Raw genomic sequence first — 19173 nt, 5'->3', positions numbered from 1 at the left:
CCATTACCTCAAGGTTGGCGTAATAGTTATCACAAAGGTCTCTTTTACTAAACCTCCTTCCGATTTACCCCCGAAAAACATATTGGATGGTGAACCAACCCCTTGCTTAGTTGCTTTTTCCGTCGTCATTTCAAATCCCGAAACGATAACTGTCTCACCAGGTGTTAACCAGACACGCAACGGTACAGAGCGAGTATCGACCGTTGGCCCTTCAATCGTTTCAGAAGCCGTGTTCGATGAAGAACCAGTATCACCAATAGTTCTCATGGCCTTTAACGATGATATGTTGAGATTCATGTTGAGCTGGATCTTGCCGTCATCTGTCTGGTAACGCGGGAACACGACTAAATCAGTACCTGTTGTTATCTCTCCGGGTTCAATAGACTGCGCCAGTTGCCCGGACGATGTGTTAGTGCTCAATGTACTGAGCGTAACCCGGCGTTTATACGTCGATTTTTGCGCGATTTGAATACTCGTCGTTGCAAGATTACTGGTCATTGTTGACAAGTCTTGCGTTTCAAAATTTTTCGTTTGCTCTGAAATTGCGTTAGCTAACAGATTAGAGCCAGAAAATTGGGATAATCGGCCAGATGCTGTGTCGAGAATCTCAATACCTGCACTGGTCAACCCTGACGCTGTTGATGCGGCTGTAGACGACAAATTGATACCGTAATTTTTATTAAGTGATTTAAATACCAACCCCATTTTTAAATCAAAATTATCGTTTAACTCACTACTTATTTTATAAACCATCACCTGCAATTTTATTTGTTTAGATAGCGTTTCATTTTCGCCTTTTAGATATTTATCGATACGAGCTAGTGTATCCGGCGTATCTGACACAATTAACGAACCGGTGGTTTTATTAAGATTTGGCTCACCGACGAACGATAGAATAGACGGCGTTTGTAGTTTTCTCACTGATTGTAGAATGTCGCTATATATATCATTCCCCATTTCCGTCGATTGAGTTGTAACCGTACCACTGGTTGTACTGGTTCCAGAACTGCTGCTGGCAGAATCCCCGCCTGTTGTTGTCACCCCGCTTTTTACAGTGCTATTTTGCTCAAATTTAGCGTTAGCCGTTTTTAGCATAAATATGCGTGTATCAACGTAGGCAATACGGATCACATTATCTTCATATTTCCAATATAGCCCCAGACGCGACGTTACCAAGTCCAGCAAACCCGCGAGTTTCCCATGATATGAAACATCACTAATCATTGGTGCCACGCTGGGCACAGATGGCATAGCGACCTGATTTATTACACCCATTGTATTTAGGGGCTGCATTCCGTTCGGATCAAGCGTTGGCGCAGGAATGTTATTGCTTGCTAAACGCATTGTAGGGGTTGCGGCACTGGACGAACCGGACAATATCTGCATTACATCAGGTGTGATTCTCACAGGTATACGACACTGTGAGGTGATATCCTGAGCGAATTGATTAATATCAACGCTTTTATCCGTTGCATATAAAACATTGCAAGGTATATCTCTATTTTCCTCTTTCGGTTTTATTTTTAATGGATTTCGGTTTACCCACTGAGTTGTTTCTGTTGAAACAATAGGCCTGCCGACATTTTTATACATTTGAGATATATCATCAGCCCGTTTTTCATTCTTATTCATTGTGTTATTGACACGAGAAATTGAACAGGAACATAACGTAACCACAGCGGCTAATGTAAGTATTACTTTACGATTCATTATCAAATCACCTTACTATTTCAAGTACACAATTAGGATATTTTTTTACAAAGAGCGGAATTTCGGCATTCTCGTATAACTTGAATAGCTTGAAATAAAACTCATCAAATTCCCCGGTAAATCGCAACGTAGCGTCTACAGGGTAATCAACATCAGTAGCCTGCCATTCGACACGCCACTTCCTGTCTGCACACATTTCTTTTTCCGCAATAGAGGTGAACGCGGCTCTCAGCATCATTCCGCTTTTGACTTCCCACTGACGCAGAGGTTTAGGCGTTATCAGTACAACCGGCGCTTTCGGTGGCGCTGTAGTGATAGCAGGAGTAACCGGGGTCTTCAGCTCCGTTGTTTGTGGCTTAAATGGATTTTTCCCTGATGCTGCTATGGCTGCAATTGGCGTTACTGCCGGTTTTACTGGTGTTGGTGCTGCTGTGGCCGCAACTGGTGTTACTGCTGGTTTCCCTGATGTTGGTGCTGCTGTGGCCGTAATTGGCGTTACTGCCGGTTTTACTGGTGTTGGTGCTGCTGTGGCCGTAATTGGCGTTACTGCCGGTTTTACTGGTGTTGGTGCTGCTGTGGCCGTAATTGGCGTTACTGCTGGTTTCCCTGATGTTGGTGCTGCTGTGGCCGTAATTGGCGTTACTGCCGGTTTCCCTGGTGTTGGTGCTGCTGTGGCTGTAATTGGCCTAGGTGTAACAGTTATTGTCGATGGTGTATTTTCAAAGTCGATCCATTTACCAGTGGGTTCTGATAGTTCAGGCGGAGAGCTACAACCTGTTAATATATTAGCTAGGATGCTGCTAACAATAAGTCTTTTTTTGTACATTTCAGCGCCTTTTGTTTTACCCTCTGACTCTTCCGAATTTATCCATAATTTTACTTACATGATCTCGATCGGCTGATGGGCATTGACTTAAAAAATCATTTCTCTGACTGAATGTTTTTGATGGGTCAAATCGACCTTTTTTCTTAAAAGAATTTATACTGAAAAATTTATTTATTGCCGATTGACATTCAGCTCTTTCCCCATAAAACATTCCAGCCATACAGAAAAAAACATCACAAGGGTCATTTGGATTAACACTGTTTTTTTCGGCAAATGAAGAAGTAGATACAAAAAAAAACAACACCACCGTAATTACAGATAATTTCATGAAGATCGACCTTATTTATATTAAAGGATTTTTATCATAATAATATTTAATTCAGATAATAATTAAATCACAATCACTATTCTTCTTCATACGGTTCAAGCTCCGACTCCTTTATTGAACGCCTTTGTTGTTCAGCATTTAAATAATCACCCTCTGGTGTGGCTATTTTCACACTATTTTTCTTAGGTTTATTCATTGGAACAACTAAAGTATCAATTTTTGACACATCGCCGCTTGGTACTATTGGTATCGGATAAAGTGATTCATCCACTCTGCTTTTAAATATAGGTTCCTTATACCAGAATATTTTTTCAGACCTGATTTTCATTGCTGGATTCCATTTTGTTGGTTGCAAGAAAACTAGTTCTTCCCCGTATGGTAGTTCGTTAATTTCTTGTGGCAACATCAACGGCCTTGCTTGATCAGCAAAACTTTGCCCTCTCGAACGGCGCTGTCCTTCTGATAGTCCCTTATTACTACTTGCCACGTTAAGAGTCATCGTGCCTAATCGCTCACTATATTCCTTCGCCGCTTCAATATTACCGGGCGCGAATGCTACTTCGATATGGAACGGGTCCATAACCGCTTTCCCCCCCTCCGGGCCATAGCAGCTATCCGAACAAACCTGACTTTTATTCTGGAAAATGATGATGTAACGCAGCCCTGCACCGCGAGTCAATGCCGGTGCTGTTTCCATTACTTCTATGCGCCCCATGACGGCAAATTCATCTTTTAAACACAGAACCTGGTATTTCAATCTCAGTGATCCATCCTCGCAGTGTCCACCTTGTTCCGGCAATACCTTGCTGTTCTCACGAATCGCTTGAGAAAAAAACAGGTTCATCAATGGCCCAAATTTCTTTAACGCGCCTTCGGTCACACAAAAATAAATGCTAGTTGGCTCTTCACGCAGCTTGCTAAAATCGATGTTTTCATCTGGGTTATCACTTTCAGTCAATGCCAGCGCAACGAGTTTTTCACCATATAGACTCAGGCGACCAGTAACGAATGACATAAGAGTTGAAAATTCTTTGCTTTTTGATTCAGAGATAATTACTCCCATCTCACGAACTGTCTCAGCAGATAATTCATCAGTCTTTCCGTCTCGTTCGTCAATTACTCGTTGAGCCCATTCCCCGAGACGGGTTCCCAGCGATGCTATTTCATAGCACTGCGGTAAACTTAACGGGAGTGATGGCGTTTCAATTAAGTAGAGAACAATAGCCGTGAAAATGTCTCGGGCTTTGGAAAACCAACTGGCATTTTTCATGTTGTCGGGAACATACAGTGATGATCCCAATGTACGCGTATCCCCCAAACGAAATAATGGGTCTTTATTAATAACTTTTAGAGGGTTCCAGTGATGAGTTTCTAAACGTTCAGGAGAAAATCGAAATACTTTTTGACCACACGACTTACGAAATCCTGCGGTTAGATGCCAGTTTTCAAACTTACAATCGTTAACTACTACAGAATGTGGATATGATAGTAAATTAGGAACAACTATACCAACACCCTTACCACTACCAGGCGGCGCTGCTAACATTAAATAAGTCTGGCCGTAGGACGCTAATAGGTTATTGCTAAATGGGTCTTTGCCATAGATTATTGGTGGATAGCTGGTTATTTTCTTTTGTATCAGCCGACCATTTTCTATAGCCCAACCTTTAGGTATTTTCTTCTTATTCATTAATCACGTTCCTCTTGTTCTGGCCCAGTATACCAAAGACGACGGAGTTCCCTTTTATTAGCAAATCGAGCATTACCATGAAGATCTTTTCTATTACCGTTAGATCCAGAGGTCATAGCTAACAGTGAGACTCCGGCAGGAAAGAAAGTAATAGCGGCAGTGATACTCCAAGCCCACGGTAATAACATCCGGGATTTATCAGTCAAAGATTGCACACCACCCTGATTAAAGAGAGTCAACAAGGATAAAGGTTGTTTTACGTCAGACAAAGTAATCCACACCCATCCCCCCGCGTACAAACCTACAATAAAAAATAGGCAACAAAGAGCAACGATGACTAGTAATAGTTTTATTTTTTCCAACTGGAATACCTCATTTTACAGAGAGGGCACTTTCGAGACTTGCACCGTTCAAAAGTGCTAACTGAATTTCAGGCTCATATGTAACATCAAGAATCTCGGTGTGTTCCATATACATAACTACGTCAAAAGATGTTCTGACACGTCGATCTATATAGCTAAATTCCAGCCCAGCTCCGACAGCAGATTGCTTAATTAACCCAGCAATACGCGCATAACCATGAAGACTGCCGTTGGCGTGTGCAGTAGTGATCGTTCCGGGATGACCAGTGTTCAATAACTCCATAAAATCCCACGCCTCATCACCGGTAAGTTCAGCCAGTAAAATATGATCCCCTTTCATTCGCATACAGCATGAAACAAGATCTTTCGGCGTTACATAGTCTCCGTATAAAAGATGAACATGATTGAGATGATTCGGTAATTTCATTTCGTTCAGTTCTTCAATCGTTAGTAAACGCCGGTTACTGGGATAAATATCAACTACAGCTTTAGCAAATGTCGTTTTACCGGAACCAGTACCGCCAAAAATGATAACGTTGAGTTTATGTTCCACGGCCAGCTGGAAAAAATCGATATACTCACGGGCCTCGATCAGCTGTTTCATTTTTTTTTGCCAGTCGAATAATTCCGTCTGTCTGTGTGCTATGCGGTTCGCCTTATCAAATCGACCGCTAGACACATAATCATTCAAGGTGAACCGCTGTAGCGACGGCTTACGGAACGTCATCGATACAGTGCCTCGTTCACAAGCGGGGGGGATAACTAACTGGCCGCGTTCACCGCCTGGTAACTCCACAGTTTTTATTGGAGATTTAGGTGTTAGTTCTCGACTGTTGTACACAGCTAACGTTCCCGCCAGATGCTCACAGATATCTAGCGTCAGCCAGGGCGCATCTTCACGTTGCCAACCTCCCTTTGATGTTTCATGCCAGATTTCAAAAGGTCGATTAATGGCTACCTCTGTTACTCCCTCCATAGCTAAACGTTCAGTCACACCGGATTGATCAAGGTAACCAAGAACCAGTTCATCATTTTTAAGTGTAGAATCTTGATACATGAAGTCATTCATGTGATTCTCCCCTTTTTTTAATACAAACATCCGGTTTATTATCCGAAGAATTAAGTAGTTGAGGTGAAGCTGAACAAGAAGGTGGAGGCTCCTTATTTATTGTTGTTTTATTTGGTTTAATTAATGTAATTAACATGGCGATTAAGAACATGCTCACTGCCAAAATAATGCGGCGCGGTAATCGTGCGATAAGGTTCGTTATCATCGTTGCTCTCTCAGTAATAGTTACCTACGTCGAATTTTATACACGCTAGAGAAATCGATATCCTGAGCCACAATAACAGTGATGACAGTTCCGGGTAAAACATAGCCAGTTGGAGGGATATTAATACTATTTTCTAGCGCCTTACTCGCCATGTCCTCTGCATTTTGCTCAGTATTATCGACGCTATAACCATCACTATTTTTCTTCGTCGCATTCGATGCAGAAGATAATGCGTCTTTAATAAAGGAGAGCATGACCGCACCGCCGAAACGTTGGCCGTAATGATTATCGATATATGCATCTGTACCGCTACGCCCCATTGAATCTGTTCCCAATCCGTTCAATGAAGCTCTAACGCCCTCTGGCGCGGTTTCAAGCTGCGTCCATGCGGTGAATATACTGCTTTGTCCCGCCTTCACTTCAACGTTCTGCTCACCGTTAAGTTCAGCACCGGCTTCCGCTAAAACTGTACTGCCATCGGATGAATATAAAGGCCTTAATAAATAACAGGTGATGTAGCCTGGATAGTCCGTTTTCACACCATTGTACAAAACACACTGAAATCGGGTTTGTCGTTTCAGTAGATACTTACGAGCTGGGGACATATAGGCTTTTGCAGTTGCATAATTACGAGAGGGCTCCAGCTCACTGAGCAACCCGCCCCGCCCGCTGGTACTGCCGGATAAATCGTTATTCCCCCCCTGGCTTCGCAACGCTTGGTTAACCAACTCTGTAGGATCAGCATTAGCAAAGGCACGTAGGCGCTCTTCTGCATCAGAGGAACGCCCTCCGCTACTATCACTATTTCCCCCAGTTCCTTGGCTCATCCCTGAAGAATCAAAACGCGCTATTGGGGCAAACATTGTTTCCGGCTCTCTAGGGGCCTTAGCTGCATTATCAGTGTTATGCTCTGCTGCCTTAGCACTGTCTGTGTTAGATACGTTATTATCCTGTTTATCTACTGGAGTGTTTGGCTGTGCTGTTACTGTTGTTGGCTGTTCCTGGGTTACAGTAGGGCGATTTGCTTCCATGTATTCACCCATTACATCCTCAGACCTACGATTACCTTGTGTCACAACCTCAGTCTTAATTTTAGATTCATCAATTTCAGTCTCAGGTTCTGCTCTGTTTTTTATTACTAACGCTGCAAAAAAAATAGTGAAGACAAGCACAAAAATAATACCACCGATAATTACTGCTACAATTTTCCAGTTAATCGGAGTTTTTCGCCCAGCAGGTTTTAATGAAAACCCACCCTGACCTATTTTATTTCCTTGAACATTAGATACGGATAAATCACTACTTTGAGGAGAAATATCATTACTCACTTTTTAATCTCCCTGATATCTCCTGTAGTCGTACCGTCATAATTGTACCATCCTGTATTATTCACCTTTGAACGTATCGCTAAAACCATTTTATTCAGACGGAGCCTAAATTCCTGACTAACACCATGCACAACCATAATGTCATTGACCGGCCTCATATTAACCATACTTTCAGTGCCATCTGGAAGCACTTCATAGATAACAGGGCGCGGTGCATTTGTAGGGAACCGGAAGCATGTAAACGTACCATTATCCCAAACGGAGTAAGGCGATATAGCTACGTCTCCACGTTTTTGGTATTGCCTGTTTATCGTTCCGTCGCATGGGTTCTTGTTAATATCGCGGCCCGTAAATGGTGTTTCTCCGATCACCGGCGGTTTAGGATAATCAAACCGGAACAGATACGTTGTTGATGCTAAATTTTTTGCTAGTTTCAGTTCAAACAGGTAGGTGCGCCGGTTGGTACTAATAATGAGGTTTGTTTCAGGCTCTTCTGCGTAGCTGCTGGGCTTAATCATTATGATCCGCCCTTCTTTGTTAGCGCCTAACACCCATTCGGGACTTTGCTCACCACCTGGTTTCCCAAGGCTCATAGCCCCTGCATCTGTATTGATAGTTTCACCTGTTTCAAGTTGAATTATTGTCGTCCTATTTTTCATTGTATAAATTCGAAAAATATTATCAGGGCTATAAAGCGCTGTCTGAATACGACGATCATTAGTAGCACCTTGCCCCGAAATTTCGGCATCAGCTTGGGGTAGCCATACAGTCAGAAAAATAGCTAACAACTCTTTACGAAATCGCATTATTTCCCCTCCCGAATTTCTTGTGTTTTACCGTATGCCAGCACACCAAATCCTTTCGGGTTTACCCACCCTTCACCTTCGGTAAGTGGGGCGTTGTTGTAATCAAATGAAACTAGTGCCGTCCAATAGACCTTTTTAGGTTCGATAATAGGTCTACCGCTGGAATCAAGTTTAAGTGCTTGCCCAGTTTCAGGAACGGGCTTACCTTCGGAATCAAGTAATGTCTGAGAGAAACGAACTTGATACGTTTTTATATCGTCTCTTTCTCCTAATTTCTTTTCATGACTAACTGGTAATGGGACTATAGAATCTATATCAACATCTACTTGGCGAGAAGTTCCCAGAGTAGAAACATAACCTTTACTAGATAATTGAAAATTTTTGTAATCAGTGAAAACATCGGGATAAGACATTTGTTGCACTATCGAAAAATTGGTTTTTTGACTAGCCCAATTATATTTTTCGCGGGCCATTACATACATAGCTATATTGTGTTTATCGTCAGCAACCTCTTTCGTGTCTTCCTTTTTCCACCCTGGGCGAATCACATCCATATAGCCGCTGTTTTTATCCACACGAATCACTATTGTTTCCGTGGTTTTTAATGGTGTAAGCCCCACAAGTGCAATAATTGCCGACAGAGCTAAACCACCAAATAAAAACGCCAATATCTTATTACTTTTAGCCTTTTTACGATAATCTTCCGCAACACGCTTTTCAAAATACTGGGCTGCTTTATTATAGGCCTGTATATCTAATCCTACTTCATTACTTTTACCTGCTAATGGACCATCACCATAATGCAGCTGGCGCTCCAGATCAGTTTTTTCCTTTACTTTTTTATTTAATAGCATTTAATTCCTCCAGAAAGCAGCTTAGTCATCGTGCAAAACACAATGCATAATAGTGAGGGTGTCATGAGTTTTTTATATTATTAATCGTTAAATAGAAGGGAAACCAAAAAGACAATTTTTATTATGAAATATTTCCTTTCCCCCTACTATGAAATTTATTAATCAGTTTATTACCAAATGCACGACTCATTTGACCTGCTGCCCCGGCTCCAGTTGTTTTACCTAAAATTCCACCAACCCCACCTGTACCACTTGATGCACCGCCCATAATTGAAGCAGCATAAGATGGTAATTCAGTAGCTAGTAGAGTGAAAGCACCAAAATAAAAAAGCATGGCTAAACAGCTAGCTAAATCCGTAACTACCTCACCACCTTTAATTATAAAGTTATTTATAAACGCAATTTCCATCCCTAGCACTATAACAAATAAAGCTTGCGTTAAAACAAATCCCCCAAGAGTCCCTACCCATCCCCAAAAGTATCTATTAGTTTGAGGGAAAAGTAGAAAAGCTATAAATATAGGGCCAATGATAAGAATTAACTTCGTTGCTACATTCAACGTAATCAGAGTACCAACAGCAACTCCAAGAAATGGCAATCCGCCTAATAAATATATAACAGTTGAAAGTACACCTAACAGGAGTGCTTTTACCGAGGCACCAGACCAACCAAACTCCATAGAATCTATTAGTGAGATAAGTCCATCTAAGTACGAACTAATGACACTATCAACTAGGTTTTTCGATCCATTTTCAGTTCCCGCTATAGTATTACCAAGCCATAGCGGGAACTCAGTAACCACAGGAACTACTGTGCTTGTGTACCAAGAAACAGTAAAAGCCATAAAAAAAATAATCCCCCCCTTTAACATTGTAAAGAAAATATCTTTTATAGCCGCCGTCAATCCGTCGAAATACCAATATAGTGACTTCATTTGGAAATAAACAACCCAAACCCCACCAAAAACAATCCCCATGACAGACATGATTGTATTCATGTTTGTCATTTGGGATTTTGAAGCGGAGTCTATGGCATCAAACAGTGTTTGCGTAACCTGAATATCCATAGCCTACCCTATTTTTTGGCAAAGAGTTCACCATTGTATTTAACTTTACCATTTTCCATTCTCATCGAAAATCCATCACCTTGTAATGTACTATCGTTTAATGCTTTGGCTTCCAAAGAAATAGATTTATAACAGTCAGAAAGATCAAGGTCTTTAGATGGTTTTTCTTTTACTTTACCTAACATGTAATCGGTGAACGCCTTCTCCTGTTTTTTCTGAACGGCAACAACATCTAAAGAGTTAACATCCACATGATATACCCCATCATCATACTTAATAGATATATGTGCAGGATACTTATCCCCTGAAACTTGCCCCCATGAACCTATAAAACCCTGCCCTTTATCTTCACACCCAGAAATCATTAATGTTGCGATTATAGTAAGAGCAAATAAAAAAAACCTTTTCATATTTCAATCCTGTTTTTAAATTAAAGATATTATGGGCGCGTTTTATTTTTACCTAACATGTAATTCACAAAATCTTGCTCCTTTTTCTTCTGTTCAAGTTTTTCTTCTTGCTCCATCAGATAACGGGTATTTTGCAACTGTGCCTGCTGGTTAGCCATTTCCAGTTGCTCTTGCTGATAGCGTAATGCTAGCTGCTCACGTTCTGCGGGAGTCTGCACCGTGTTCAATTTTTCCCGCATAGATTCGGCATTCTTTTTACGGGTGTTTGTCGCTTCATACTGTTCTTCTAGAACACCGACCTGTGACAACAATTTATCAAAAACTTTCTGCGCTTCTGGTTCATACCCGACGAATCCATAGCGCTTACGTAAATCAGGAAGATTTTTTGCTTGAGAATAAATATCTTGCCAGTTACTTGTAGGTAGCAATTTATTCACATACGGATCATTCAGAAACGCCCCTAATTTATCATTACCTTCCATTATGGATTTGTAGTGATCATATTGGTTTTTTGCTTGCTGAATAGATTCCTTTGCCTTTTCAAGTTGTGCCAACGCTTGTTGAGCCTGCTGCTGTGCATTTAATACCATTTGCGTTAACTCGGCGACACTCACAGTCGGCACCCCAGCTGAAAATACAGGCAAGCAAACAGCGGTAGACACTACCAGTACAAAATAGGCAATGATACGGTTTTTACAGTTATTCATGGATAAGCCCTACTATTCAAATCAGTTTAGTAAAGTTAGACGGACCGCCCCAACTCGCGCATAGTTTCTTCAAATATAGGCTTCCACACCGTAGGGTCATCCACATCCAGCTCTGAGTTTTGCTGAATCAGCTTCTTTTTCACATCGATAGCTACCATTTCATTCAAAAACGGTTCAACCCATATAGCCGGATCATCGCTCCCTAAAGATTCCCGTACACTTTTAGCCACCTTGACGTTTGTCATTGTTGATGACAGTAACGGTAGCCAATATTTCAGCTGGCCGCTTAAATCCATTTTGATGACTACTGCTCCCCCTGCCTGCTTGATTAACACCTTGCGGCTGTGTTGATTCAGTTCTGCTATCTTATCAAATTCACGACGCGTAACTGAAAAATTACTGTAGCTATCAAATTTAGCCTTATCATTTGCCATCCATTGCTGCGTAATGGTCTGCTGAATCACAGAAGGCCCTCTCTCATTACTTAAAACATATTCAGGAACCTGAGTATCCATCATCGCCATTTCCCCACGCATTCTACCAGCGTGTAGAATTTCCATAATAGAGTTTGCCGTACTTTCAAACATTAATGGTGCCCAAAACTCTGCAATACCATTAATTAAAAGGCAACCGGGGTCAGTTTCATGCATACGCCGTTTCAGGAAAAAGAACGTGTTCAGTAACACTTCCATTGCTTTTGGATGCTGTTTCGCAAATTCACGACTCAAAATCTTTGTACAGTCAAAAGCTAATCGACGGAAATTTGCTGGATCAAACTGATTACGTGGGGAATCAAGTACCCAAGCATATTGTCCCCTACGGCCATTACCATCATCTCGGCACCATTTCATTAACCTAGCTCTGAGGCCATTAGGACCAGTTGCAGGGATAGATTGCAACAATAATGAAAAACAACGAGCCTCGACATTATGATGCATCATGACACTATCAATGGCCTTCTGTATCACGATTTCCTCGTTGCTGTCTGCCTCTCCGACACATTGAACTACTGTATCAAAAAGGTATTGGCGTACAGCAACAGAATCAGGCAGTTGGAATGGTTGTATTCCAGTGAAAACACCAGGTTCAATAGTGAAATAGCGGGTATTCAATGCCCGAAGCAGGTTCTCTAGTGAGTTGTTATAGTCAATAGAAAAAATCATCGGATTCCAACGACTAAAAAACAGCAGCTCCATTGCCTCCAGAGTCGTTTTCCCTGCCCCTGTCATTGCAATAGTGGTTTTATGGCCGGGAAATTGTTCCCCTGTATTATTCTGTCCTGGCGGGCTGTCATGTGCATTAAGGAAAAACAGCCCACCATTCTCCGTCATAACCGGCATTAACGCCGTACCGTCACCGGGAGGGTTCCCTGATGCCTTTCCTGATGGTGTTGCATGCAATGAAAAACCGCAGGCCAAATTTTCGCTAGATTTCGGCATCGAGTAGATAACATCAGCATATCCAGGGAATAGGGTCAGCCACGTTACATAGTTTGTACTCGTCGAACGGATAAAACCGGTATCCTTTGCCATTAACAAAGACTGCATTTTTGAGCCGCAATCCACGGCCTGCTCTGGTGTGTCACCAAAAACTATCAGACTCGCACTATATTCCCCATACACCAGCTTGCCTTGCGTCACTTCCTGAACACTATCAGCCAGCTCTTCAGTCTGGGTAGATTGCCCTTCCGTTGAAGATAAGTCGGCCATTTGTACCTTGAGTCGCCGCTTGATACGGTTACGATCTTCAAACAGAAAACTTTGTACCATACAAAAATCATACTGCTCATCAATCGCTTCATCCCACATCCCCGGAACCGATTTTGAAGGGAAATCACGTAGATCATACGTTGATGCAAAGCGCCTCTGCCCGTTGTAGGGTCGATTTTCCACATAGTCATAGGCACCAAAGGCTGTTTCGCTTTCGATAATACAATCCCCAAGACGGGTATCGGTGATCGGAATATCTTTTTCGATGCCATTTAATACAAATGAGTAAAATCGCCCAATCTGAGAATATAATTTTCCGTCACGTTCCTCCATCCCCATGACAGATACACCATAATCGCCCAGCATTTCACGACACAAGCCAAGCAATTCAATCATACGACTAATACCGTCATCTAGATCACGATATTTCAAGATTAACGCCATTCCATAGCCGACTTGCCGAAATGTTCCATTACGAAATGGGTGAGTATAGACGTCCACTAATTCTTGAATAATCGGCAATTCCATCCTATATCGATGATCAAGATGGATACGTTGTTTGAATGTATACGTCTGTAATTTAAGATTTGCACCCTCTTGTTTTCCTAGTGCCTTAAAACAACGAGCTTCATGCATGAACTCTCTATTTAACGTATTCTTATCTCGGGTATCATGCGGAACCCCTTTGAAACGAACAAGTGCTAAAAGGTGCCCGGTGCCTAACGTACATATTTCTGGATGAACATGGTGCCCTAACCAGGGCACCTTAGCGTCATTTTCCAGTGAGTATGCGTTTTTGAATAACGCGTCTGGCATTCTTTTCTCTCCAACGAATATTTCTAGGGGTTATTAATAGATGGCGGCCATATTTACGATTCATTTTTTGGCGACGAAAATAAAAACGCAGACGCCGAAATGCTTTATCATCGCGTTCACATATAACCCTCAATCCTACAATCACCAAAATGAATGGTAATGCTGCAAGAAATCCCCACCATCCCCATAAATACACGCCAGCGAATGTAGCAATAAGACCGCCAACTGCGAGAAATAACAGGGCAAAAACAGGAACTCCCCAGGCCATTGGAACGCGACTCATAGCGTTATGAGTATCAAACTCAAGAATCTCATCTTGCTCCATTAGCTGACTTGTCCCCCCCAAACAGAGTATGCCCACGTTGCGAGAGCGACAGCACCCCCTACCACGCCAATAACGGCAGCATGTTTGAAGTAATCCATCGCTGTAGTTTCCATGTTTCCAGACATGCGGGAAATGATCCAGCAGACACCCACATAGACAAGAGAACCAACAGCGGCGGCTCCACCAATGATAATAATCGCCGTTTGGAATTCTTTAACGAATTTAACAATAGGGTCATACCATGCCGCATGTGCATAGATTGGAATGAAAAGAGACATTAAAATTAAATTATTAATTGATGCTAACTTACGAAATGCTTTTTTCAGGTTCAGATTTTTCATTTAAGGCTTCCTTTGGCGCTTCATGTTTATTTGGTGAGGGTGGTATAACTTGTGATTCTCGGGGATATTCTCGTAAAACATCCCAACTTTCATATGTTCTCGGGGGGGTTCTTTCGTAGATTCGGTTAGACTGATCATTATCTTTCCCTTGATCATCTTTAGTCCCCGGAACAATATATTTAGCATTTGGCGGGGGGTATCCAATCCTCTGAATATAACTAGTATTAGCTAGTGCTGATTCCGATTTAAGTCCTGCCGTAAAATTCCCCGTATAATAGCAACTGAGTGCTCTTATTAAAGTACCGCCCCGTTCCCAGCAGTCTATAATTATCTTTTCAAATGCTGCTAAATTCTCACATGGTGAAAATAAAATTTCAGCAGTAACCCCCAATTTATCAAAATTAGAACTTGTTATTTGCATCAACCCAACAGAATAACGACGTTTTTTACCTTCAATCCTCCTGACGATATTCATTGCCTCTGATTTATTACTTGGTAAATGAGTTATGAATTCTTTACCGCCAGGTATACGTTCTGATTTAGGTATAATTTCTGCAATAGCATAAGGATTACGGCCTGATTCTGTTTTGACAACATCGAGGGATGTGTCTGGATGAACATTTGGCGCACACTGTGCTGCTAACGCCAGAAATGCACTAGCGGTTAATATGGTCATGTCATTTACTCATTTGATAGATTTTCTAAAATTTTCCTTTTTGCATCCTCTCCGCAGTTTTCAATTAAGTATCTAACAAATCCTGATGCAGACATCACCCTGCCTCTTTTATAACCAATTTCAGTAATCAGCTCTTCCAATTTTTTACGCGGTTCAGGTGCTACATAAACCGTATTAGAATATGCTTTCTTGGACTCTGTTTTTTGGGACACTATTTTCACTCCGTATTACATAATTATTAGGTCGTGTCAGCATAGAAAAAAGTAAATCAATGCGAACACCGGGGTTTTCAGAGGAATAAATTTCTGCAATCCGTTTTTGAGTTTTTTCTGATAATAATACAGATTCTAACCGTAACGTTCCGTGTGTAGAATCGTAACGCACTCGTTGCATTGCATCGATTTCTTCTTGGGCTATTGTAGCCATATTGTTACCGAATCGAACAAAGTCAATTGCGCCGGGAATACTCTGAATTGCAGTGGTATGTATTAATGATGGATTAAATTTAACAAAAATATAACCAGGGAAAGCAGGAATGTTGATTAGTCTATATGACTCTTTTTTATCTCTCCGTCGTCGGCGTTCAATAATCACGGGGCAGCATGTTTTCAGCCCTGCCTGATCTAAGTTTTGTAACGTCATTTTCCAGGCATTTTCACGGCAGCGCAGAAGATACCATGCATCACACCACTCTTGCATAAGTGTTCCCTTGATTTAACGCATTGAATTACAATAGCTATCGCACTGCATCAGCCCCCTGATAACAGTACATTTAGTATATTTAATATTGTTAATTCTCTAATTTTGCAGTTTGGTGAGGATCTAGTCTAATTGTTTTAATAGATCAATCCTTTATGTATTGATCGTTTTAAACGATCAAACCTATCAATAGTTTTTGCCGATAGGTACACGTTTGTACGCATTAAAATGTTAGTAAAACATACACTTATTAATATTACTAACTAATAAAGATTAGTTAACAGGCCTAAACTCCTGTAATGGATTAAGGAGACTTGGCATGATTGGTAAGCGACTTAAAGCTGCCCGAAAAGCAGCTAAAATGACACAATCGGAGTTAGCGAAACGAGCTGGTATCGATGAGCTAACAGTAAGCCGAATTTCTCACTATGAGACGGACACACATAGCCCAAACTTTCAGCAAGCCTGCCGTTTTGCCGACATACTGGGCGTTCCTGAATGCTTTCTGTATTGCCGTGACGATCTTCTTGCTGAGCATTTGCTTTCTGTTCATAAACGGCATAAAAAATTCAGATTCACGCCTAGCGAGGTAACTGAGCTAGAAAGAATTGTTTCCAATCTAACCTCATTAACCGATACGATTGCGTCATTGCTTAATAGACGTACTGAAATCATGCTTAATGAAGAAATTCCTTCATCTTTAAAGCCCTGACCTTTTTTAGCCGCGTATTTCAGCTCCCCTGATATCGTCAAGTTCTAAATCGCGGGGGCCCCTTTGGGGTTCCGATTTGGGACTTGACGACACACTTTTACATATCCTTGTCCTGGGTGATGGTTCACGTAGTGAGCCATCGCCCTGTTAAGCGGGTTTTGGGTTTAGATCTAAAGATCCAATGATGATCCTCCGTGTGATGAGTATGATCGGTTTTCGATGTGCCAAAGGCACATGCAGGCGGAAATGAAATCTCATGTATCAATGTGGTTTCATCCGCCGGAAAACTCGGCGCAGCCGATACCTTTATAGAATATACCTATTAACCCCCCCATCCTGCTAAGCCATACCAATTTACAGCCACGAAGAAGCCTATTTTCGCCGTCGGAGTGGTCCGGGCGTAGACCGGGCGTATCTCCGCGTTAGCGTGCCGTAGGCCGCTTACGGGCGTGTATTGGTGACTTTAAGCAATATTTTCTATGAAGCTGATACTGTCTGCATTTTTTGCCCCGGCTTGCCGGGGAGCTACTTTTGAAAGCGCAAATGTTCATCTATGAAGGTTTTTTTATGCAGAGGATTAGCCCTGAGCATAGCGAAGGGAGCTACCTCTAAGCCTGCGTAGCTGGCTCAGGGTAGTCTTTCTTTAGAAAGCATGTTTTGTTCAGAAGTAACGTTCGAAATTAGCAATATTCCGTATCCTCCTTTCGAAATTAATGGTATTAACGGTCGCATTGCCGCCTAGTATTCGAAATTAACTGGCTATTTACTGTACTTTGCCGACTGTATCGTCAGATTAATTAGTCACGAATGTGCCAAAAACAAATTTAAGGCGTGCGAAAGCCTGCCAGGCGAAGGTTCTACTGTTAAGCGCCAGCACAGAAACCGCGACGTGCGCGGTTATTTAATGGTGTGTATATTCAGAGGGTGATACCGGCTCGTTCCAACAGCAGACGGTAATACTTCTCAGCGTCGGTTACATTCAGCAGCGGAAAATCAGCCTTAACTCCCTTTTCTAGCGTCATTTGCATAGCCATAGTCAGTTCGCCACTGGCAGCATAGCGACGCCAAGCGTTCTGGTAGCGGTCGGAGCCGTTACTCTGGTGCGACTGCCGACGCTCTTCCAGTGCGCGCTCGATGTCGGAGATCACACGCTGCTTCTCTGCACGTAGCTCCGGGCTGACAATCCAGCGCTTTATCTGTTTCAGGCGGTTCTTCAGGGAGTGATGGCCGTCGATGTTAATGCACAGACGAGCCATCTTCAGTTGGTGACGTTCATACTTCTCGTGCATGGACTGCGCAACACCCGATGCTACTGCCCATTGGCGGTATTTGTGCAGCCACTGGCGCACGTTTTCGACCGTCATGCCGCGCGAAGTGAAGAAATTTTCAGTGAGGAAGATGCGCATCGGCTTGTTCTGGCCGGAGTCTGTGTCACGAGCTCGGTGTACGACGATATAGTCTAGGAGCTCCAGTACCCGCAGGGCGTTAAGTAGAACGTCATACGCCTTGCGGCCGCTCGCATAGATGTGAAGGACTCCCATGCGTCTGGCCATTTCTTCAACTGGGAGCATCACTTCGAACATGTACTCACTGTCAGGACTGTAGTCGCAGTTAGCGGCCAGCACCAATGATAACGCGGTCAGGGCCTCGCGGCTCTCCGAACGCGGGGTGATTCGCATGGGTTTCGGGCGGAACGTTTTATCAAACATCCTCGAGTACGGTGTGTAACCCCGACGACGCAGTTCTGTCAGGTCGCCGTTGCGGCACCAGTCGTGACCACGAATGCAGGCCACCACTTTGGACGCCATGCCACGCGGAATTTTTTCATTGAATTGAGGGATATGGTTGCGGTGTGTTTTCGCTTGACCTTTACGCAAGCGGTTAGATTCTCCACGCCGCGAAGTACGGTATGCACCAGCGAGCGGAGATGCTGAAAATATGTGCTCAGACAAAATCCCCGTCACTTATGTTGCGCGGGGGGAGTTGACCTTTAAAAGGCATAAAACTATACTCCCTGCATAGAGCAACGCTTCTATACAGTTTTAGTAGGACCCCGTTAATCTTCCTGTCGCCAAACTAGAGATTATCGGGGTTTTTGCTTTTCTGGCTTTAGCCAGTTCCTTACCGCCTTGTGGCGCGGCAACCATTAATTCTCACTTACAAACTGCTCCGTAATCTAGCACCCATCAGGTCAAGGATCAAGAAATGTAAAAAGTGACAAAAATGTACACTATTCATCTTCTTCCAACCTGCGATTGATTTCTGATTCGATCAATCTTTCCAGCATCTCAGCTTGGGTGATTCCCGCTTCTTCTGCAAACTGAGCTAGCCTATCTTTCAACGCAATACGAATAACGGCGCTAAGAGCCTTATGTGTCGTACTTTTTCTAGAAAGATAGGCTTTCTGCCGTTCTTTGGAAGGTACGGGATTACCTTTCTTATACGGTCGCTTTGTTTTCTTTGAGGAAGTAGCTGAACCTACGACGTTTGACATCTCTGCCGCCTCAAGGATCAAAAATGGATCATTTGGCAAA

The 19173-nt window shown here is 42.6% G+C and carries 21 protein-coding genes; 1 reads left to right on the top strand and 20 read right to left on the bottom strand.

Annotated features, from left to right (window positions below):
• Positions 1–3: 3 nt before the first annotated feature.
• The 18 genes from pilN to BUB06_RS21055 form a co-directional block, all read right to left on the bottom strand.
• A complete protein-coding gene (gene pilN / locus BUB06_RS21140) occupies positions 4–1710 on the bottom strand; it encodes a PilN family type IVB pilus formation outer membrane protein (protein ID WP_048329455.1) in 1707 nt (568 codons plus the stop codon).
• 7 nt (positions 1711–1717) lie between these two features.
• Positions 1718–2536, bottom strand: a complete 819-nt coding sequence (locus BUB06_RS22390; protein ID WP_080726818.1) for a TcpQ domain-containing protein — start codon at positions 2534–2536, stop codon at positions 1718–1720.
• A gap of 16 nt (positions 2537–2552) precedes the next feature.
• Positions 2553–2864 carry a TrbM/KikA/MpfK family conjugal transfer protein gene (locus BUB06_RS21130; RefSeq protein ID WP_072013051.1) on the bottom strand — a complete coding sequence of 104 codons (312 nt, stop codon included), beginning with the start codon at positions 2862–2864 and terminating at the stop codon, positions 2553–2555.
• Between the two features lie 76 nt (positions 2865–2940).
• The gene (locus BUB06_RS21125) at positions 2941–4554 is read right to left on the bottom strand and encodes a type IV secretory system conjugative DNA transfer family protein (protein WP_039476140.1); all 1614 of its coding nucleotides are present in this window, start codon (positions 4552–4554) and stop codon (positions 2941–2943) included.
• Positions 4554–4916 (bottom strand): hypothetical protein, encoded by a 363-nt coding sequence (locus tag BUB06_RS21120; protein WP_072013052.1) that lies wholly within the window; start codon positions 4914–4916, stop codon positions 4554–4556. The genes BUB06_RS21125 and BUB06_RS21120 overlap by 1 nt, the downstream gene beginning before the upstream one ends.
• Positions 4917–4926: 10 nt before the next feature.
• Complete coding sequence (gene virB11 / locus BUB06_RS21115) at positions 4927–5985, bottom strand: P-type DNA transfer ATPase VirB11 (protein ID WP_039476143.1); 1059 nt, start codon at positions 5983–5985, stop codon at positions 4927–4929.
• A gap of 225 nt (positions 5986–6210) precedes the next feature.
• Positions 6211–7518: a TrbI/VirB10 family protein gene (locus BUB06_RS21110; protein ID WP_039476147.1), complete on the bottom strand. Its 1308-nt coding sequence runs from the start codon at positions 7516–7518 to the stop codon at positions 6211–6213.
• Positions 7515–8324: a TrbG/VirB9 family P-type conjugative transfer protein gene (locus BUB06_RS21105; RefSeq protein ID WP_039476150.1), complete on the bottom strand. Its 810-nt coding sequence runs from the start codon at positions 8322–8324 to the stop codon at positions 7515–7517. Before BUB06_RS21105 ends, BUB06_RS21110 begins: the two co-directional genes overlap by 4 nt.
• The gene (locus BUB06_RS21100; RefSeq protein ID WP_039476153.1) at positions 8324–9178 is read right to left on the bottom strand and encodes a VirB8 family type IV secretion system protein; all 855 of its coding nucleotides are present in this window, start codon (positions 9176–9178) and stop codon (positions 8324–8326) included. The genes BUB06_RS21105 and BUB06_RS21100 overlap by 1 nt, the downstream gene beginning before the upstream one ends.
• 121 nt (positions 9179–9299) lie before the next feature.
• Positions 9300–10244, bottom strand: a complete 945-nt coding sequence (locus BUB06_RS21095; protein WP_039476156.1) for a TrbL/VirB6 family protein — start codon at positions 10242–10244, stop codon at positions 9300–9302.
• Between the two features lie 8 nt (positions 10245–10252).
• Positions 10253–10654 carry a hypothetical protein gene (locus BUB06_RS21090; protein ID WP_039476159.1) on the bottom strand — a complete coding sequence of 134 codons (402 nt, stop codon included), beginning with the start codon at positions 10652–10654 and terminating at the stop codon, positions 10253–10255.
• 29 nt (positions 10655–10683) lie between these two features.
• Positions 10684–11361 (bottom strand): type IV secretion system protein, encoded by a 678-nt coding sequence (locus tag BUB06_RS21085; RefSeq protein ID WP_048329451.1) that lies wholly within the window; start codon positions 11359–11361, stop codon positions 10684–10686.
• A gap of 35 nt (positions 11362–11396) precedes the next feature.
• Complete coding sequence (locus tag BUB06_RS21080; protein WP_039476163.1) at positions 11397–13886, bottom strand: VirB4 family type IV secretion system protein; 2490 nt, start codon at positions 13884–13886, stop codon at positions 11397–11399.
• A complete protein-coding gene (locus BUB06_RS21075; protein ID WP_072013053.1) occupies positions 13843–14211 on the bottom strand; it encodes a VirB3 family type IV secretion system protein in 369 nt (122 codons plus the stop codon). Before BUB06_RS21075 ends, BUB06_RS21080 begins: the two co-directional genes overlap by 44 nt.
• The gene (locus BUB06_RS21070) at positions 14211–14552 is read right to left on the bottom strand and encodes a hypothetical protein (protein WP_048329449.1); all 342 of its coding nucleotides are present in this window, start codon (positions 14550–14552) and stop codon (positions 14211–14213) included. The genes BUB06_RS21075 and BUB06_RS21070 overlap by 1 nt, the downstream gene beginning before the upstream one ends.
• Positions 14518–15222 carry a lytic transglycosylase domain-containing protein gene (locus BUB06_RS21065; protein WP_080726820.1) on the bottom strand — a complete coding sequence of 235 codons (705 nt, stop codon included), beginning with the start codon at positions 15220–15222 and terminating at the stop codon, positions 14518–14520. Before BUB06_RS21065 ends, BUB06_RS21070 begins: the two co-directional genes overlap by 35 nt.
• An 11-nt stretch (positions 15223–15233) precedes the next feature.
• Complete coding sequence (locus BUB06_RS21060; protein ID WP_236689893.1) at positions 15234–15440, bottom strand: hypothetical protein; 207 nt, start codon at positions 15438–15440, stop codon at positions 15234–15236.
• On the bottom strand, positions 15403–15927 hold the full coding sequence (locus BUB06_RS21055) for a transcription termination/antitermination NusG family protein (RefSeq protein WP_039476169.1): 525 nt from the start codon (positions 15925–15927) through the stop codon (positions 15403–15405). The genes BUB06_RS21060 and BUB06_RS21055 overlap by 38 nt, the downstream gene beginning before the upstream one ends.
• A gap of 319 nt (positions 15928–16246) precedes the next feature.
• Here BUB06_RS21055 and BUB06_RS22490 point away from each other — a divergent pair, with 319 nt between their 5' ends.
• Positions 16247–16639: a helix-turn-helix domain-containing protein gene (locus BUB06_RS22490; protein ID WP_072013055.1), complete on the top strand. Its 393-nt coding sequence runs from the start codon at positions 16247–16249 to the stop codon at positions 16637–16639.
• Positions 16640–17556: 917 nt separating this feature from the next.
• Here the strand turns inward: BUB06_RS22490 and BUB06_RS21045 are convergent.
• Both BUB06_RS21045 and repA read right to left on the bottom strand, forming a co-directional pair.
• Entirely contained in the window at positions 17557–18591 is a 1035-nt protein-coding gene (locus tag BUB06_RS21045; protein WP_039476208.1) for a hypothetical protein, read from the bottom strand.
• Positions 18592–18869: 278 nt separating this feature from the next.
• Entirely contained in the window at positions 18870–19133 is a 264-nt protein-coding gene (gene repA / locus BUB06_RS21040) for a replication regulatory protein RepA (RefSeq protein WP_039476172.1), read from the bottom strand.
• Between the last annotated feature and the right edge of the window lie 40 nt (positions 19134–19173).

Origin of the sequence: Pectobacterium carotovorum, from assembly GCF_900129615.1 — a bacterium.
GTDB lineage: Bacteria > Pseudomonadota > Gammaproteobacteria > Enterobacterales > Enterobacteriaceae > Pectobacterium > Pectobacterium carotovorum.
Note: the sequence above shows the minus strand (reverse complement) of the source record. Positions and strands in the feature narration are given on the sequence as shown.

Excerpts from the sequence above, each read along its gene's own strand:
- pilN (WP_048329455.1), bottom strand. The coding sequence starts at position 1,710 with ATGAATCGTAAAGTAATACTTACATTAGCCGCTGTGGTTACGTTATGT.
- BUB06_RS22390 (WP_080726818.1), bottom strand. The coding sequence starts at position 2,536 with ATGTACAAAAAAAGACTTATTGTTAGCAGCATCCTAGCTAATATATTA.
- BUB06_RS21130 (WP_072013051.1), bottom strand. The coding sequence starts at position 2,864 with ATGAAATTATCTGTAATTACGGTGGTGTTGTTTTTTTTTGTATCTACT.
- BUB06_RS21125 (WP_039476140.1), bottom strand. The coding sequence starts at position 4,554 with ATGAATAAGAAGAAAATACCTAAAGGTTGGGCTATAGAAAATGGTCGG.
- virB11 (WP_039476143.1), bottom strand. The coding sequence starts at position 5,985 with ATGAATGACTTCATGTATCAAGATTCTACACTTAAAAATGATGAACTG.
- BUB06_RS21105 (WP_039476150.1), bottom strand. The coding sequence starts at position 8,324 with ATGCGATTTCGTAAAGAGTTGTTAGCTATTTTTCTGACTGTATGGCTA.
- BUB06_RS21100 (WP_039476153.1), bottom strand. The coding sequence starts at position 9,178 with ATGCTATTAAATAAAAAAGTAAAGGAAAAAACTGATCTGGAGCGCCAG.
- BUB06_RS21095 (WP_039476156.1), bottom strand. The coding sequence starts at position 10,244 with ATGGATATTCAGGTTACGCAAACACTGTTTGATGCCATAGACTCCGCT.
- BUB06_RS21090 (WP_039476159.1), bottom strand. The coding sequence starts at position 10,654 with ATGAAAAGGTTTTTTTTATTTGCTCTTACTATAATCGCAACATTAATG.
- BUB06_RS21085 (WP_048329451.1), bottom strand. The coding sequence starts at position 11,361 with ATGAATAACTGTAAAAACCGTATCATTGCCTATTTTGTACTGGTAGTG.
- BUB06_RS21080 (WP_039476163.1), bottom strand. The coding sequence starts at position 13,886 with ATGCCAGACGCGTTATTCAAAAACGCATACTCACTGGAAAATGACGCT.
- BUB06_RS21075 (WP_072013053.1), bottom strand. The coding sequence starts at position 14,211 with ATGGAGCAAGATGAGATTCTTGAGTTTGATACTCATAACGCTATGAGT.
- BUB06_RS21070 (WP_048329449.1), bottom strand. The coding sequence starts at position 14,552 with ATGAAAAATCTGAACCTGAAAAAAGCATTTCGTAAGTTAGCATCAATT.
- BUB06_RS21055 (WP_039476169.1), bottom strand. The coding sequence starts at position 15,927 with ATGCAAGAGTGGTGTGATGCATGGTATCTTCTGCGCTGCCGTGAAAAT.
- BUB06_RS22490 (WP_072013055.1), top strand. The coding sequence starts at position 16,247 with ATGATTGGTAAGCGACTTAAAGCTGCCCGAAAAGCAGCTAAAATGACA.
- repA (WP_039476172.1), bottom strand. The coding sequence starts at position 19,133 with ATGTCAAACGTCGTAGGTTCAGCTACTTCCTCAAAGAAAACAAAGCGA.